This is a genomic window from Methylobacterium sp. NPDC080182, from assembly GCF_050281105.1.
Taxonomy (GTDB): domain Bacteria; phylum Pseudomonadota; class Alphaproteobacteria; order Rhizobiales; family Beijerinckiaceae; genus Methylobacterium.
Map to the genome: position 1 here is coordinate 497629 of NZ_JBNNWO010000001.1, position 13451 is coordinate 511079.

12 protein-coding genes are annotated in these 13451 nt (G+C 72.0%); 4 read left to right on the forward strand and 8 right to left on the reverse strand.

From position 1 onward, the window contains the following. Positions 1–93 precede the first annotated feature (93 nt). The 3 genes from ACQKQD_RS02515 to clpB form a co-directional block, all read right to left on the reverse strand. On the reverse strand, positions 94–555 hold the full coding sequence (locus ACQKQD_RS02515; protein WP_427507388.1) for a hypothetical protein: 462 nt from the start codon (positions 553–555) through the stop codon (positions 94–96). A 334-nt stretch (positions 556–889) separates the two neighbouring features. Beyond that, entirely contained in the window at positions 890–1339 is a 450-nt protein-coding gene (locus tag ACQKQD_RS02520) for a hypothetical protein (RefSeq protein WP_427507389.1), read from the reverse strand. Between the two features lie 184 nt (positions 1340–1523). Next, entirely contained in the window at positions 1524–4148 is a 2625-nt protein-coding gene (gene clpB, locus ACQKQD_RS02525) for an ATP-dependent chaperone ClpB (protein ID WP_056531783.1), read from the reverse strand. 198 nt (positions 4149–4346) lie between these two features. Between clpB and ACQKQD_RS02530 the strand changes: the two genes are divergently transcribed. Further along, a complete protein-coding gene (locus ACQKQD_RS02530; protein ID WP_042671271.1) occupies positions 4347–5117 on the forward strand; it encodes an MOSC domain-containing protein in 771 nt (256 codons plus the stop codon). Positions 5118–5262: 145 nt separating this feature from the next. Here the strand turns inward: ACQKQD_RS02530 and ACQKQD_RS02535 are convergent, their stop codons facing one another. Both ACQKQD_RS02535 and ACQKQD_RS02540 read right to left on the reverse strand, forming a co-directional pair. Then, on the reverse strand, positions 5263–5853 hold the full coding sequence (locus ACQKQD_RS02535) for a c-type cytochrome (protein ID WP_091679098.1): 591 nt from the start codon (positions 5851–5853) through the stop codon (positions 5263–5265). Next, positions 5853–7127 (reverse strand): PQQ-dependent sugar dehydrogenase, encoded by a 1275-nt coding sequence (locus ACQKQD_RS02540; protein ID WP_427507390.1) that lies wholly within the window; start codon positions 7125–7127, stop codon positions 5853–5855. The genes ACQKQD_RS02535 and ACQKQD_RS02540 overlap by 1 nt, the downstream gene beginning before the upstream one ends. A gap of 317 nt (positions 7128–7444) precedes the next feature. Between ACQKQD_RS02540 and ACQKQD_RS02545 the strand changes: the two genes are divergently transcribed. Continuing rightward, the gene (locus ACQKQD_RS02545) at positions 7445–8098 is read left to right on the forward strand and encodes a protein-L-isoaspartate O-methyltransferase family protein (RefSeq protein ID WP_056531789.1); all 654 of its coding nucleotides are present in this window, start codon (positions 7445–7447) and stop codon (positions 8096–8098) included. Between the two features lie 68 nt (positions 8099–8166). Here ACQKQD_RS02545 and ACQKQD_RS02550 read toward each other — a convergent pair whose 3' ends face one another. Genes ACQKQD_RS02550 through ACQKQD_RS02560 form a run of 3 tightly spaced genes read right to left on the reverse strand, consistent with a single transcriptional unit; the run spans position 8167 to position 11379 of the window. Next, positions 8167–9633, reverse strand: coding sequence for a flavin-containing monooxygenase (locus ACQKQD_RS02550; protein ID WP_427507391.1), 1467 nt, complete (start codon positions 9631–9633; stop codon positions 8167–8169). After that, positions 9630–10532 carry an alpha/beta hydrolase gene (locus ACQKQD_RS02555; RefSeq protein WP_427507392.1) on the reverse strand — a complete coding sequence of 301 codons (903 nt, stop codon included), beginning with the start codon at positions 10530–10532 and terminating at the stop codon, positions 9630–9632. Before ACQKQD_RS02555 ends, ACQKQD_RS02550 begins: the two co-directional genes overlap by 4 nt. A 1-nt stretch (position 10533) precedes the next feature. Beyond that, positions 10534–11379: an SDR family NAD(P)-dependent oxidoreductase gene (locus ACQKQD_RS02560; RefSeq protein ID WP_056531794.1), complete on the reverse strand. Its 846-nt coding sequence runs from the start codon at positions 11377–11379 to the stop codon at positions 10534–10536. Between the two features lie 74 nt (positions 11380–11453). On the opposite strand from ACQKQD_RS02560, the gene ACQKQD_RS02565 reads away from it, so the two are divergent. Both ACQKQD_RS02565 and ACQKQD_RS02570 read left to right on the forward strand, forming a co-directional pair. Next, positions 11454–12143, forward strand: coding sequence for a TetR/AcrR family transcriptional regulator (locus ACQKQD_RS02565; protein ID WP_331299317.1), 690 nt, complete (start codon positions 11454–11456; stop codon positions 12141–12143). 57 nt (positions 12144–12200) lie between these two features. Beyond that, the gene (locus ACQKQD_RS02570; RefSeq protein ID WP_020090599.1) at positions 12201–13448 is read left to right on the forward strand and encodes a NupC/NupG family nucleoside CNT transporter; all 1248 of its coding nucleotides are present in this window, start codon (positions 12201–12203) and stop codon (positions 13446–13448) included. The last annotated feature ends 3 nt before the right edge of the window (positions 13449–13451 follow it).

Genomic DNA, 13451 nt, shown 5'->3' on the forward strand with positions numbered 1-13451 from the left:
CTGTCCGCGCCGGGGCGCGCCGGGTCGCGGCGCCGATGCGGCGGGACGGGAACGGCGGCGCGATGGGGGAAGGCTGCGGTCCGCGGATGCACCCTACCGTGTCCGGCCGAATGTCCTGCCGTTCCAGACGGCGATCGCGCCGCACGGATCCTGCCCGGATCGTCCGCACGTCGCCCCGGTCATATCGACGATGACCGCCGGGCGGCCTCCCACCGTGCGGAATCGGAGGTCGTGGGCGACGGCGTCGAAGGCGTCCACGAACCCGTCCGTCGTCGAGGCGAAGACCTGCATCTCGCAGCCCGCGGTGCCGCACGCGGCGGACTCGTCATCGCCGCATTGGACGGCCGCGAAATCCAGGATGAAGTCCGGTACAGCGTCGCCGTTCACGTCCTGGCGGGTGATGAAGCCCGGCTTGAGCGTGGCCGGCTCGGACCCGCAGGACGCCTCGGCCCGCGCGGCCGCCGCCGCGACCGGCTGCGGGAGATCGTCCGCCGCGGCGGTGAGCAGGACGGCGAGCGGGAGGGCGAGAGCCAGGGCGGCGAGGGCGCGACGCATGCGGCCAGGATCCTCAGGCCCGTCCGCCCTGTCCAGCGCACTAGCTCATCGCGGCCCCGATGGAGGCTACGCCCCGGGCCTTCCTCCGACCCAGGCGCGCAGCGCGTTCGCGCCGTCCGGACGGATGGTGACCGCGACGCTGTGGGCACGGTCGACAGCGGGAATGAGGGCGCCGCTCGACAGGGCGACGTCACCGGCGAGGGCGCCGAAGCCGTATCGGACATCCGCGCATCCAGCGAAGGTGGGCGACCGGCCCTGTGCTCTCCCGGCGCTTCCCGGAGCGTCGACCCGGGGAGCGACCGCCTGCCTGCGGCGCCGGAAAGCCAGACAACCTCTACTCGGCGCAGGCGAAGCGCGTCCCGTCCCACAGGAAGTTCGTGCGGCCCGGCCCCCTCCGGACCGAGCCGCAATTCCATCCCTCGTCGTTCGCCGAAGCCGCCGGCCGGCCATTCAGCGCGCGAAACCGGAGGTCGTGCGCGTAGATGTCCAGCACCAGGACGAACCCGTTCTTCGAGGATGCGAGGACGATCTTCGGGCATCCCATGAGGCCGCACTGGGAGACTTCTTCGTCACCGCATCGGAGGCCGGCGACGTTGAGGATGAAGTCCGGCACCCCGTCACCGTTCACGTCCTGCCGGTCGATGACGAACGGATCGAGCGTCGCCGGCGCGGATCCGCAGGCGGCCTCGACCTCGGCGATGGCCGCGGCCACCGGCGGCGGGAGATCGTCCGCCGCTGCGGCGAGCGGCACGGCGACGAGAAGGGCGGCGACGGCAGGGCGCATGGCGCCAGGATTCGGGCACCCGTCCGCCCTGTCCAGCGCACTAGCTCATCGCGGCATCGCGACGGTCGATGCGGCGCGCCCGTCCTCCCGCGGGGGCCGCCTCGTGAGGGCCCGTGTCCGAGAGGCGCGACGGACCAGGCGGCGCACCGAGTGCCGGTGCGCCGCCCCTCGACCGTCCGGCCGATCAGTTCAGCGTCGCGTTGACCGGGCGGCGCTCGGCCCCGACCGTCACGTCGCCGATCATCAGGCCCATCGGCCCGAGGCGGACCGGCACCGTCTCGCCGTCGTGGACCTTGCCGGAGAGCACCAGCTCGGCCAGCGGATCCTGGACGTTCTTCTGAATCACCCGCTTCAGCGGCCGCGCCCCGTAGGCCGGGTCGTAGCCCTTGTCGGCGAGCCAGTTCTTGGCCTCCTCGTCGACCTCCAGGGTGATCTTGCGATCGTCCAGGAGCTTCTGCAGGCGCCCGAGCTGGATCTCGACGATCGCGCCCATCTCCGACCGCGCGAGGCGGTGGAACAGGATGATCTCGTCGACCCGGTTCAGGAATTCCGGCCGGAAGTGGCCCCGGACCACGCCCATCACCTCCTCGCGGACCGCGTCGGTGTCCTGGCCCGCGGGCTGGTTCACCAGATACTCGGCCCCGAGATTCGAGGTCATGATCAGCAGCGTGTTGCGGAAGTCGACCGTCCGCCCCTGGCCGTCGGTGAGCCGCCCGTCGTCGAGAACCTGCAGCAGGACGTTGAACACGTCCGGGTGCGCCTTCTCGACCTCGTCGAACAGCACGACCTGGTAAGGCCGGCGCCGCACGGCCTCGGTGAGGGCGCCGCCCTCCTCGTAGCCGACGTAGCCCGGAGGCGCGCCGATCAGCCGGGCGACCGCGTGCTTCTCCATGTACTCGGACATGTCGATGCGCACGAGCGCCGTGTCGTCGTCGAACAGGAAGCCGGCGAGCGCCTTGGTCAGCTCGGTCTTGCCGACGCCGGTCGGGCCCAGGAACATGAACGAGCCGATCGGCCGGTTCGGGTCCTGAAGCCCGGCGCGGGCGCGCCGGACCGCGGTCGAGACCGCCTCCACCGCCTCGCGCTGGCCGACGACGCGCTTGGACAGCGCCTCCTCCATGGCCAGGAGCTTCTCCCGCTCGCCCTCCAGCATCTTGTCGACCGGCACGCCGGTCCAGCGGGAGACGACCCCGGCGACGTGGGCGGGCGTGACCGCCTCCTCCATCATCGCGTCGCGGCCGTTCTCGGCCTTCGCCTCGATCTCGGCGAGCTGCTTCTCCAGGCCCGGGATCACCCCGTAGGCGAGCTCGCCGGCGCGCTGGTACTGGCCCTGGCGCTGCGCAGCGGCGAGGTCGTTGCGGGCCTCGTCGAGCTTCTTCTTGAGGCCTGCGGCCGTCCCGAGCTTGTCCTTCTCGGCCTTCCACCGGGCGGTGATCGCCGCCGAGCGCTCCTCCAGGTCGCCGAGTTCCTTCTCCAGCCGGACCAGCCGGTCGCGGGAGGCGGAATCGGTCTCCTTCTTCAGCGCCTCGCCCTCGATCTTCAGCCGGACGATCTCGCGGTCGATGTTGTCGAGCTCCTCGGGCTTCGAATCGACCTGCATGCGCAGGCGCGAGCCGGCCTCGTCCACGAGGTCGATCGCCTTGTCGGGCAGGAACCGGTCGGTGATGTAGCGGTTCGACAGCGTCGCGGCCGCGACCAGGGCCGAATCTTGGATGCGCACGCCGTGGTGCTGCTCGTACTTCTCCTTCAGGCCGCGCAGGATCGAGACCGTATCCTCCACGGTCGGCTCCGACACGAAGACCGGCTGGAAGCGCCGGGCGAGCGCCGCGTCCTTCTCGACGTGCTTGCGGTACTCGTCGAGCGTGGTCGCGCCGACGCAGTGCAGCTCGCCGCGGGCGAGGGCGGGCTTCAGGAGGTTGGAGGCGTCCATGGCCCCGTCCGCCTTCCCGGCGCCGACCAGCGTGTGCATCTCGTCGATGAACAGGATGATGCCGCCCTCGGCCGCCGTGACCTCGGAGAGCACGCCCTTCAGCCGCTCCTCGAACTCGCCGCGATACTTCGCGCCGGCGATCAGCGCGCCCATGTCGAGGGCGAGGAGGCTCTTGTCCCGCAGGGACTCGGGCACGTCGCCGTTGACGATGCGCAGGGCCAGACCCTCGACGATCGCGGTCTTGCCGACGCCGGGCTCGCCGATCAGCACCGGGTTGTTCTTGGTGCGCCGGGACAGGACCTGGATAGTCCGCCGGATCTCCTCGTCGCGGCCGATCACCGGGTCGAGCTTGCCGTCCCGGGCGGCCTCGGTGAGGTCGCGGGCGTACTTCTTCAGCGCGTCGTAGGCGTTCTCAGCCGAGGCGTTGTCGGCGGTGCGACCCTTGCGCAGCGCGTTGATCGCGGCGTTGAGCGAGGCCGGGGTGACGCCCGCCGCCTGGAGCGCGCGGCCGGCCTCGGAATCCTTCTCCACCGCGAGGGCGAGGAGCAGCCTCTCCACCGTCACGTAGGAATCGCCCGCCTTCTCGGCGGCCTTCTCGGCGGTGTCGAACAGGCGCATCAGCTCGCGCGTCGCCTGCGGGGCGGCCGCGTTGCCGGAGACCTTCGGCTGCTTGGCGAGCCACTGCTCAGTCTGTGCGAGCGCCACGCGCGACTGGCCGCCCGCGCGGTCGATCAGGCCGGCGCAGAGGCCTTCCGGATCGTCGAGCAACACCTTGAGCAGGTGGCCCGGCTGAAGCTGGGGATGTCCCTCGCGCATCGCGAGGTTCTGAGCCGCCTGCACGAAGCCGCGGGCGCGCTCGGTGTACTTCTCGAAGTTCATGCACAACCCTCCCGTACCGGCATCCGCCGCCCGATGAGAGGCGCGGCGCCACCGAAACGTCGCCCTCCGGCTATCCGCCGCGCGAGGGCCCCGGCGCCGTGGTGGCCGCCGGTAGACCCGATGTGGTGTTGCAATTGAGCACCACAAGGGGCCGCGAAGCTCTTGCGCGCCGGATCATTTCAGGGCCACGCTCCGCGCATGACCGCATTGATTCATGTCAGCGCCCTGTATCGCTACCCGGTGAAGGGCCTGAGCCCCGAACCCGTCGAGCGGGCGGAGCTCGAGACCAGCGGCCACTTCCCGGGCGACCGGCTCTACGCCATCGAGAACGGTCCGTCGGGCTTCAACGCGGTTGCGCCCCGCCACCAGCCCAAGACCAAGTACCTGATGCTCATGCGCGACGAGGCGCTCGCCCGCCTGCGCACCCGCTACGACGATGCCACGGCGACGCTGACCGTGGAGGGGTACGGCGACCCGCAGGCCTTCCGGCTCGACACCGAGGCGGGTCGCGAGGGCCTCGCGGAGCTGATGCGGCGCTACGTCCCCGAGAGCCTCCGGGGCGAGCCGAAGGTCCTCGCCGCGCCGCCGCAGTACCGGTTCACCGACTCCCCGACCGGCTACGTGTCGCTCATCAACCGGGCGAGCGTGGCCGCGGTGGAGGACTACCTCGGCGCGCCCGTGGACCCGCTGCGCTTCCGCGGCAATCTGCTGGTCGAGGGGCTCGAACCCTTCGCCGAGCTGGAGATGGTCGGGCAGGTGGTCGAGGCGCCGAGCGGGTTGCGGCTCAAGATCACCAAGCGGACCGTGCGCTGCGCCGCCACCAACGTCGACCCGGTCAGTGGCGTGCGCGACTGCGACATCCCCTGGACCCTCGACGCGCGCCTCGGGCACCGCGACCTCGGCGTCTACGCGGAGGTGATCGCCGGCGGGCCGCTGGCGAGGGGCGACGCGCTGCGCGTGGTGGGGTGACGCGTTATCTCGCCCATCCCATGCTGCCGTCGTTGCGAGCGCAGCGAAGCGAGCCAGGCAGCGCCACGCTGACACGCCGCGCGCCGCCCTGGGTCACTTCGCTGCGCTCGTGATGACGGGTGGACGCGGTCCGATGGACGTCGTGTCAGAGCCGCGACACGTAGGCCGCGAGATCCTTGATGTCCGCCTCGCTCAGGCCCTGCGCGACCTCGTTCATGGCGGGATCGTAGCCGGGCCGGGCGTTCGACTTGTAGCCGGCGAGCGCCTTGGCGAGATACTCCTCCCGCTGCGCCCGGATCCGCGGGATCGCGTCCCGGCCCGCGAGGTCCGGCCCGTGGCAGGAATTGCACTGGTGCTTGGTGACCAGCGCCTCCGCGCGCGCCGCCAGGGCCGCGTCGGCCGGCGGCCCGGACCAGGCGGGCGGCGGCAGCGTCGCCACCGCGTCGGCGTAGGCGCGCAGGTCGTCGTCGGAGAATCCGGCAGCGACCTCGTTCATCGGCGGCGCCTCCCGCTGTTTCTCCCGGAACTGGAAGAGCTGCGTGACCACGTAGTCCGGGAGCTGCCCGCCGAGCGAGGGCACGCCCTCCGTCGCCGACGTGCCGGCCCCGTGGCAGCCGATGCAGGGGGCGAGGCGCTCCTGCATCGCCGCGTTCGGGGCGGCGAGCGCCGCGCCCGCCAGCAGCAGCCCGCCGAGGGCGGGGACCAGCCCGCGGGCTGCCCGGGTGGGGCGGCGCATCACCGGCCGTAGCTGACGCGGTAGATCGCGCCGTTGTAATCGTCGGAGACGAGCAGCGATCCGTCCTTGGCGACCAGCACGTCGACGGGCCGGCCGACATACTTGTTGTCCTGGAGGAAGCCGGTCAGGAACGGCTCAACCGCGGCGGTCTTGCCGTCCGGTCCGGGCTTGGCCACGACCACGTCGCCGCCGAGCTTGGTCGTGCGGTTCCACGAGCCGTGCCGGGCGACGAACATCGCGTCGCGGTAAGCCTCCGGGAACTGCGTGCCGGTGTAGAACCGCAGGCCGAGGGAGGCCGTGTGCGGGCCGAGGAGCGCCGCCGGCGCGGTGAATTCCGAGCAGGCATGGCCCCAGCCGTATTCCGGATCCGTGAACGTGCCCTGGTGGCAGTACGGATAGCCGAAATGCTGCTTGCCCGGCTCCGTGAGCACGTTCAGCTCGTCGTTCGGGATGTCCTCGGAGACCCAGTCGCGGCCGTTATCGGTGAACCAGAGCTGCTTGGTCTTCGGGTTCCAGTCGAACCCGACGGTGTTGCGCACGCCGCGGGCGACCACTTCGGCGTTCTTGCCGTCGAGGTCCATGCGCCGGATCTGCGCGTGCGTGTCCGGCGGCATCACGATGTTGCCCGGCGCGCCGACCGGGACGTAGAGCTTGTTGTCCGGGCCGATGGCGATGAACTTCCAGCCGTGGGCCTCGTCCTTCGGCAGGTCGTCGTAGACCAGGGTCGGCTTCGCCGCACCGTCGAGGTGGTTGGCGATGTCATCGTAGCGCCAGATCTTCGAGAGTTCGGCCACGTAGAGGGCACCGTCGTGGTACGCGACGCCGTTCGGCCGGTGCAGGCCCGTCGCGATGGTCTTAACCGCGCGCTTCCCGTCACCGTCCGGGTTCGGCAGCACCGCGTAGACCTTCCCCACCGTCCGGGTGCCCACGTACAGCGTGCCGTCCGGCGCCTGGGTCATCTCGCGGGCGTTGGCGAGGCCGCTGGCGTAGACCTCGATCTTGAAACCCTCCGGGACCTTCAGCTTGTCGAGCGGCAGCTTGGCGGCCGCGGTCGCCAGAGGCGGTCCGGCCACCGGCGCGAGCTTGGCCGCGGCGCCGCCCTCGGGCCGGCCGTAGAGCGCCGAGCCGCGATCGACCTGGACGCTGGGCGGCGGGGCGGCGGTCGCGGGCATCTCCTGCGCGACGACCGGGCCGGATCCCATCAGGCCGAGACTGAGTCCGGCGAGGGCGGCGGCGAGGCCGCGGGTCAGGATCGGCTGGTTGATCGGCGTCATGATGTCTCCCGGTGGCGGCGGCCTCGCGGACCGCCCGCTCGCTCTGCACTCTTTATTCAACGGTCCGCCGGGGAGTGCGACCGGCCCGGGCGGCAGGGAGGCGACACTCCGCGGCCGCCGTAACGTCGGCCGGGATTCGGTGCGCCGCCGCGTCCTCCGGGGCCATCTTCGGCTGTCGCGTCGGCTCACCTTGCGTTTTGGGCAATGATCTCCGAAAACGCCCCCCGTCCGGGAAGCTTAGGCTTGGCCGGGGCTGCCGGCCGTCCGCTGGAGCCCGGCCGACGCGGCGTTCCGATCCGGTTCGAGGACACGTATCGATGATCGATTACGCGCAGGCGCGGCGGATGATGGTCGACTGCCAGTTGCGGACCTTCGACGTGAACGACAACACGGTGCTCGACGCGTTCGACACCGTGCCGCGCGAGGCCTTCGTGCCGAAGGGCCGCGAGCCCTTCGCGTATATCGACCAGACCCTGAACCTGGGCGAGGCCGGCGGCGAGACCCGCTGCATGCCGGCCCCGATGGTCGTAGCCCGGATGATCCAGGCCCTGCGGGTCCGGCCGGGCGTCGCCGCCCTCGACGTCGCCACCGGCTACGGCTACGCCGCCGCCGTCATGGCTGAGCTCGGCGCGCAGGTGACGGCGCTGGAATCGGTGCCCGATCTTGCCGCGGCGGCGCGCACCCGGCTCGGCGCCTCCGCCCAGGTGATCGAAGGCCCGATCGCCGACGGCGCGCCCAAGCAGGGCCCCTTCGACGTCATCCTGATCAACGGCCGGGTCGAGGTCCGGCCGCAGGCGCTGCTGAACCAGCTCAAGGACGACGGTCGCCTGGTCTGCGTGTTCGGTCCGCACCGCAACGCCAAGGTCACGCTCTTCGTGCGTGCCGGCGACGCGTTCGGCGCTCGGCCGCTGTTCGACGCGTCGCTGCCCGGTCTCGAGGCCTTCGCGGCGGAGGCGGGCTTCGCGTTCTGACAGCGCGCGCCGGATCGCGTCCGCCCCCGTCGGCGCGGGCGGATCCGTGACGGCGCCGCAGGCCCCGATCAGCCGAGCCTGTAATCCCCCAGCCGGGCCCGGCGGGCGCTCCGGCGATAGGCCATCACCGAGTCGGGCCAGAGGGTGTTGTTGCGCCCGGTCGCGTCGAGGTACCAGCTGCGGCAACCGCCGGCCTGCCAGATGCTGTCGGCCATGCGGCTGTGGATCCGGTCCACGAACCGGGCCTGGGCCTCCGGTCGGACCTCGATGGTCTGCCTCCCGCGGCGCAGCGCCTTCAGGCAGTCGAGGACGTGCTGCACCTGGATCTCGATCATCGAGATGACCGAGTTGTGGCCCAGCCCGGTATTGGGCCCGAGCAGCATGAAGAAATTGGGGAATCCCGCGACCGTGATGCCCTGGTAGGCGCCCACGCCGCCGGACCAGGCCTCGGTCAGGCTCCGGCCGTCGCGGCCGACGAGGTGCATCCGCGCGAAGGTCGCGGCCACGTCGAAGCCCGTGGCATAGACGATCACGTCGAGGTCGTGATGCTGCCCGGCCTCGGTGGTCACGCCGGTCTCGGTGATCCGGGCGATGCCGTCCGTCTCCAGGGTGACGTTCGGACGCTGGAGCGCGGGGTAGTACTCGTCGGATATCAGCACCCGCTTGCAGCCGAGGCGGTAATTCGGCGTCAGCTTCGCCCGCAGGGCCTTGTCGGGGACCGCCTTGGCGAGATGGTGCCGCGCCAGGGACTCGGCTTGGCCGGTGAGCTTCGAGACCTTGGTGAAGCCGAGCAGCGCCCGCACCTCGTGCAGCCAGAACAGCCGCGCCCGCTCGAGCCGCCGGCTGAGCGGCAGGCGCCGGTAGCGCTCCCGGGCCCGCTCCGCGATGGCGTGGTCGTTCTTGGGCATGATCCAGGGCGGGGTGCGCTGGAACAGCGTCAGGTGCGACGCGACGGCGGCGAGTTCCGGCACCACCTGGATCGCGCTGGCGCCGGTGCCGATCACCCCGACCCGCTTGCCGGCCAACACCGCGGAGTGGTCCCAGGCCGCCGTGTGGAAGGCGGGGCCGGCGAACGCGTCGCGGCCGGGGATGTCCGGGTAGGCCGGATGGTGGAGCCCGCCCATGCCCGCGACGATCGCGCGCGCCGTGATCGGTCCCCGGTCGGTCTCCACGTGCCACAGGGCGCGCGCCGCGTCCCAGGTGGCGCCGGTGAAGGTCGTCCCGAGCTGGATCAGGGGCGTCAGGCCGTTCCGCTCGGCGGTGTCCCGGAGATAGGCCAGGATCTCCGGCTGCGGCGCGTACATCCGGCTCCAGTCGGCCTTCGGCGCGAAGGACAGCGAGTAGAGGTGGGATGGGACGTCGCAGGCCGCCCCCGGGTAGGTGTTGTCGTGCCACGTGCCGCCGATGCCGTCGGCCTTCTCGATCACCCGCAGCGGGCCGATTCCCGCCTGCCGGCAGCGGATCGCCATCGCGAGCCCCGAGAATCCGGCGCCGACGATCAGGACGGCCAGGGTCTCGTCCGCGGGCTCGGTCATTGCTGGGTGCTCCCGGACGGGGCGTGCGGCGCGTGCGCCGTCAGGAAGGCCGCGGCCTCGTCGAGGGAGGTCCGCGCCTCCGGCAGCATGCTGGCGGCGAACTGCCAGGCGTGGGACACGACCGGGAACAGCTTGAGCTCCGTCTCGACGCCGGCCCTGCGGGCCCGCTCCGCCATGCGCACGGAATCGTCGCGCAGGACCTCGCGGGCGCCGACATGGAACAGCAGCGGCGGGAAGCCGGTCGGGTCGCCGTAGAGCGGCGAGACCCGCGGATCGGCCGGATCGGCGGCGCCCAGATACATCGGCCGGATCGCCGCGAGCGCCTGCGGGTCGAACATGGCGTCGCGCCACGCATTGGTCACCCGCGACCCGTCCTCGGACATGAAGTCCGTGGCCGGCGAGAACAGGGCCGCCGCCCAGGGCATCGGCAGGCCGCGGGCGCGGGCCTCGCCCATCAGCACGAGGGCGAGGTTGCCGCCGGCCGACTCGCCCGCCACGCAGGCGGCGCCCTCGGCGCTGAACGCCGCCCAGACGGCGGTCACGTCGTCGACCGCCGCGGGGAAAGGGTGCTCGGGGGCGAGGCGGTACTCGGGCGTGAAGATCGTGAAGCCCCGGTTCGCCAGCGCGCCGGTGACGGGACGGTGCGTACGGGGCGAGCAGGCGATGAAGCCGCCGCCGTGAATGTAGAGCATCCGCCGGCCGGGGCCCGCTTTCGGCCGGACCCACTCGCCCTTCACGCCACCGACGATGCCCGGCTCGTAGGTGACGCCCTTGGGGTCGGGGAAGGTCGGTGCCTCGAAGATCCGGCGGAACGCGGCCGCGTCCCGCGCCCGGGACAGGGGGCCGCGGACCCGGCTGCGGATCATGTAGGCCCCGAGATACGCGCGCAGGCTCGCCATCTCAGAGCGTCCCGCCGGACAGGCGCACGATTGTCTTCCAGTAGCCCACCGGCATCAGCCGCTGGATCAGCGCGGCGTTCTTCGCGTCCTTGCCGATGACGATCCGGGGCGCCCGGGCCTCGATGCCGCGGATGATGGCGGCGGCCGCGTCGGCGGGCGCCAGGGTCAGGAGCTTGCCGAACGCCTCCCGCGCCTCCTCGTCCTCTACGGCCGCGCGCTTCGCAGCTTCCGGATCGCTCGGCGGCCGCCGGCCGCGGGCGTTGCGGGAGATGGCGGTGGCGACGCCGCCCGGGTGGACCACCGTCACCCCGAGGCCGGTGCCGGCGTACTCGTGCCGCAGCGCCTCCGAGAAGCCGCGCACGCCGAACTTGCTGGTGCAGTAGGCGACTTGGCCCGGCGGCGCGATCAGACCGAACAGGCTCGACAGGTTGACGATCTGCGCCGCCGGCCGGGCGCGGAGCATCGGCAGGAAGGCGTGGCACATCCGCACGACGGCGCGCAGGTTGATGTCGAGAAGCCACTCGAAATCGTCGAGATGCGTCTCGTCGAACCGGCCGCCGAGGGCGACGCCGGCATTGTTGATGAGGAGGTCGAGATGCCCGGACCGCTCCGCGACCCAGGCGGGCAGCGCGCGGATCCCCTCGGCATCCGTGAGGTCGAGGACGCGCGTCTCCACCGTGACGCCGCGGATCTTCGCGGCGACGGCCGCGAGGCCGGTCTCGTCTCGGTCCACCAGGAGAAGGGTGCAGCCCTTCGCGGCGAGGCCCTCGGCCAGCGCCGCGCCGATGCCGCTCGCCGCCCCGGTGATCAGGGCCACCGCGCCCGCGAGTTGGAACCGCTGTGCCAAACCGCGCCCCCCCTGCCGCCGATCTGGATCGGATCGTCCACGGGGGATAGGCCCCGCCGGCCGGATTGTCTAGGGTGAACACCCTAGACGGGGACGGGATCATGTCGCGGGGCGAGGGTCGGAGGGTCGAGCGCGAGCGGGAGGTCGGCCCGGAGCCCGGTCCCGCGGCCGCGTCGCCCGACACGCGCACCCGGATCCTCGCCGTCAGCCTCGCGCTGTTCAATGCCCGCGGCCTCGGCCACGTCACGACGGCGGAGATCGCGGCCGCGGCGGGGATCCGCGAGGGCAATCTGCAGTACCATTTCCCGCGCAAGCGCGGCCTCGTCGAAGCCCTGTTCGCGGCCTTCGAGACCGAGGCCGTGGCGGTGGCGGGCCGGATGCCCGCCGACCCCGCGGCGCCGGAGGCGCTGCTCGCCTACCAGAGGGCGTGGTTCGACCTGATGTGGCGCTACCGCTGCGTCTACCGCGACGGTATCGCCATGGTGGAGATCGCGCCGGCCCTGCGCGCCCGGGTGCACGCGCTGCGGGCCGAGACCCAGGCGCTGGCCCGCGCCGTGTTCGAGGCGGCCGTGCGGGCGGGGCGGCTGCGCGTTTCCCCGGACGCGCTCGGGCGACTCATCGACAACGCCTGGATCGTGTCGAGCCACTGGATGAGCCACCGTCTCCAGGGCGGCACCGCCCTGACGGAAGCGGATCGGGACTGGGGTTTCGCGCAGGTCCGCGACCTCTTCGCGCCCTATCTCGCGCCCGAGAGCCCTACTTGACGGCCACTGGCCCGATCCTTCCATGCGCTCCGGCCAAGCTCGGACCCGAAGGACGCGATGCTCGACCGCCTGACCCATGCCGGCCTCAGCCTGCTCGTGCTGCTCGCGGTCGCGTTCCTGTTCTCGACCAACCGGCGGGCGATCAGTCCCCGCGTGGTCCTCACGGGACTGGCTTTGCAGGTCGGCCTCGGCGCGCTGGTCCTGTTCCTGCCCGCCGGGCAGGCCGCGCTGCGCGCCGCCGCGGACGCGGTCGTGACCGTGCTGTCCTACGGCGACCGCGGCACGGCCTTCCTGTTCGGCGGCCTCGTCGAGCCGAAGATGTTCGAGCTGTTCGGCGGCTCAGGCTTCATCCTGGCGCTGCGGGTCCTGCCGCAGATCCTCTACGTCTCCGCGCTGATCGGCGTGCTCTACCACCTCGGCGTGATGCAGGTGCTCGCCCGCGGGCTCGGCGCCGTGCTCCGGCGGATCCTCGGCACCTCGCCGATCGAGTCGTTCTCGGCGGTGATCACGATCGCCATCGGCCAGAGCGAGATCGCCGTCGCCCTGCGCCCGTTCCTCGCCCTGCTGACCGGCGCCGAGCTGTTCGCCGTCATGTCGAGCGGCGCCGCGTCGACGGCGGGCTCGATCCTAGCCGGCTACGCGGCGCTCGGCGTGCCCATGACCTACCTGCTCGCGGCCTCCGTGATGGCGATCCCGGGGGGCCTCGTCTACGCCAAGATCCTGATGCCCTCGACGGAGCCGACCCGGATCGCCACCACCCGGGTAGAGTTCGGCGAGACACGGGCGGCCAACATCATCGAGGCGGCGGCCGACGGCACTCAGAAGGGGCTCGCGGTGGCGGTCTCGGTGGGGGCCATGCTGATCGCCTTCGTCGGGCTGATCGCGCTGGCGGACGGCCTGTTCGGCACCCTCGGCGGCTGGATCGGCTACCCGTCCGCCTCGTTCGAGGGCGTGCTCGGCTGGGCGCTCGCCCCGCTGGCGTGGCTGCTCGGCGTGCCCTGGGACCAGGCGACCCTGGTCGGCGGGGCGATCGGCCAGAAGCTCGCCTTCAACGAGTTCCTGGCCTACGCCAACCTGTCGCCGGTCCTGAAAGCCGGAACCCTCGAGCCGCGGGCGCAGGCCATCGTCTGCTTCGCCCTGTGCGGCTTCGCGAATCTCGCGTCGATCGCGATCCAGCTCGCGAGCTTCTCCAGCCTCGTCCCGGAGCGGCGCTCGGAGGTCGCCCGGTACGGCCTGCGGGCCATCCTCGCGGGGACGCTGTCGAACCTCACGAGCGCGGCGATCGCGGGGCTGTTCGTGGCGTGACGG

What these genes read in the sequence shown, in the direction of transcription:
- ACQKQD_RS02520 (WP_427507389.1), bottom strand. Translation starts at nt 1,339, where the DNA reads ATGCGCCCTGCCGTCGCCGCCCTTCTCGTCGCCGTGCCGCTCGCCGCA.
- ACQKQD_RS02535 (WP_091679098.1), bottom strand. Translation starts at nt 5,853, where the DNA reads ATGCGCCGCCCCACCCGGGCAGCCCGCGGGCTGGTCCCCGCCCTCGGC.
- ACQKQD_RS02570 (WP_020090599.1), top strand. Translation starts at nt 12,201, where the DNA reads ATGCTCGACCGCCTGACCCATGCCGGCCTCAGCCTGCTCGTGCTGCTC.
- ACQKQD_RS02550 (WP_427507391.1), bottom strand. Translation starts at nt 9,633, where the DNA reads ATGACCGAGCCCGCGGACGAGACCCTGGCCGTCCTGATCGTCGGCGCC.
- ACQKQD_RS02540 (WP_427507390.1), bottom strand. Translation starts at nt 7,127, where the DNA reads ATGACGCCGATCAACCAGCCGATCCTGACCCGCGGCCTCGCCGCCGCC.
- ACQKQD_RS02530 (WP_042671271.1), top strand. Translation starts at nt 4,347, where the DNA reads ATGACCGCATTGATTCATGTCAGCGCCCTGTATCGCTACCCGGTGAAG.
- ACQKQD_RS02545 (WP_056531789.1), top strand. Translation starts at nt 7,445, where the DNA reads ATGATCGATTACGCGCAGGCGCGGCGGATGATGGTCGACTGCCAGTTG.
- clpB (WP_056531783.1), bottom strand. Translation starts at nt 4,148, where the DNA reads ATGAACTTCGAGAAGTACACCGAGCGCGCCCGCGGCTTCGTGCAGGCG.
- ACQKQD_RS02555 (WP_427507392.1), bottom strand. Translation starts at nt 10,532, where the DNA reads ATGGCGAGCCTGCGCGCGTATCTCGGGGCCTACATGATCCGCAGCCGG.
- ACQKQD_RS02515 (WP_427507388.1), bottom strand. Translation starts at nt 555, where the DNA reads ATGCGTCGCGCCCTCGCCGCCCTGGCTCTCGCCCTCCCGCTCGCCGTC.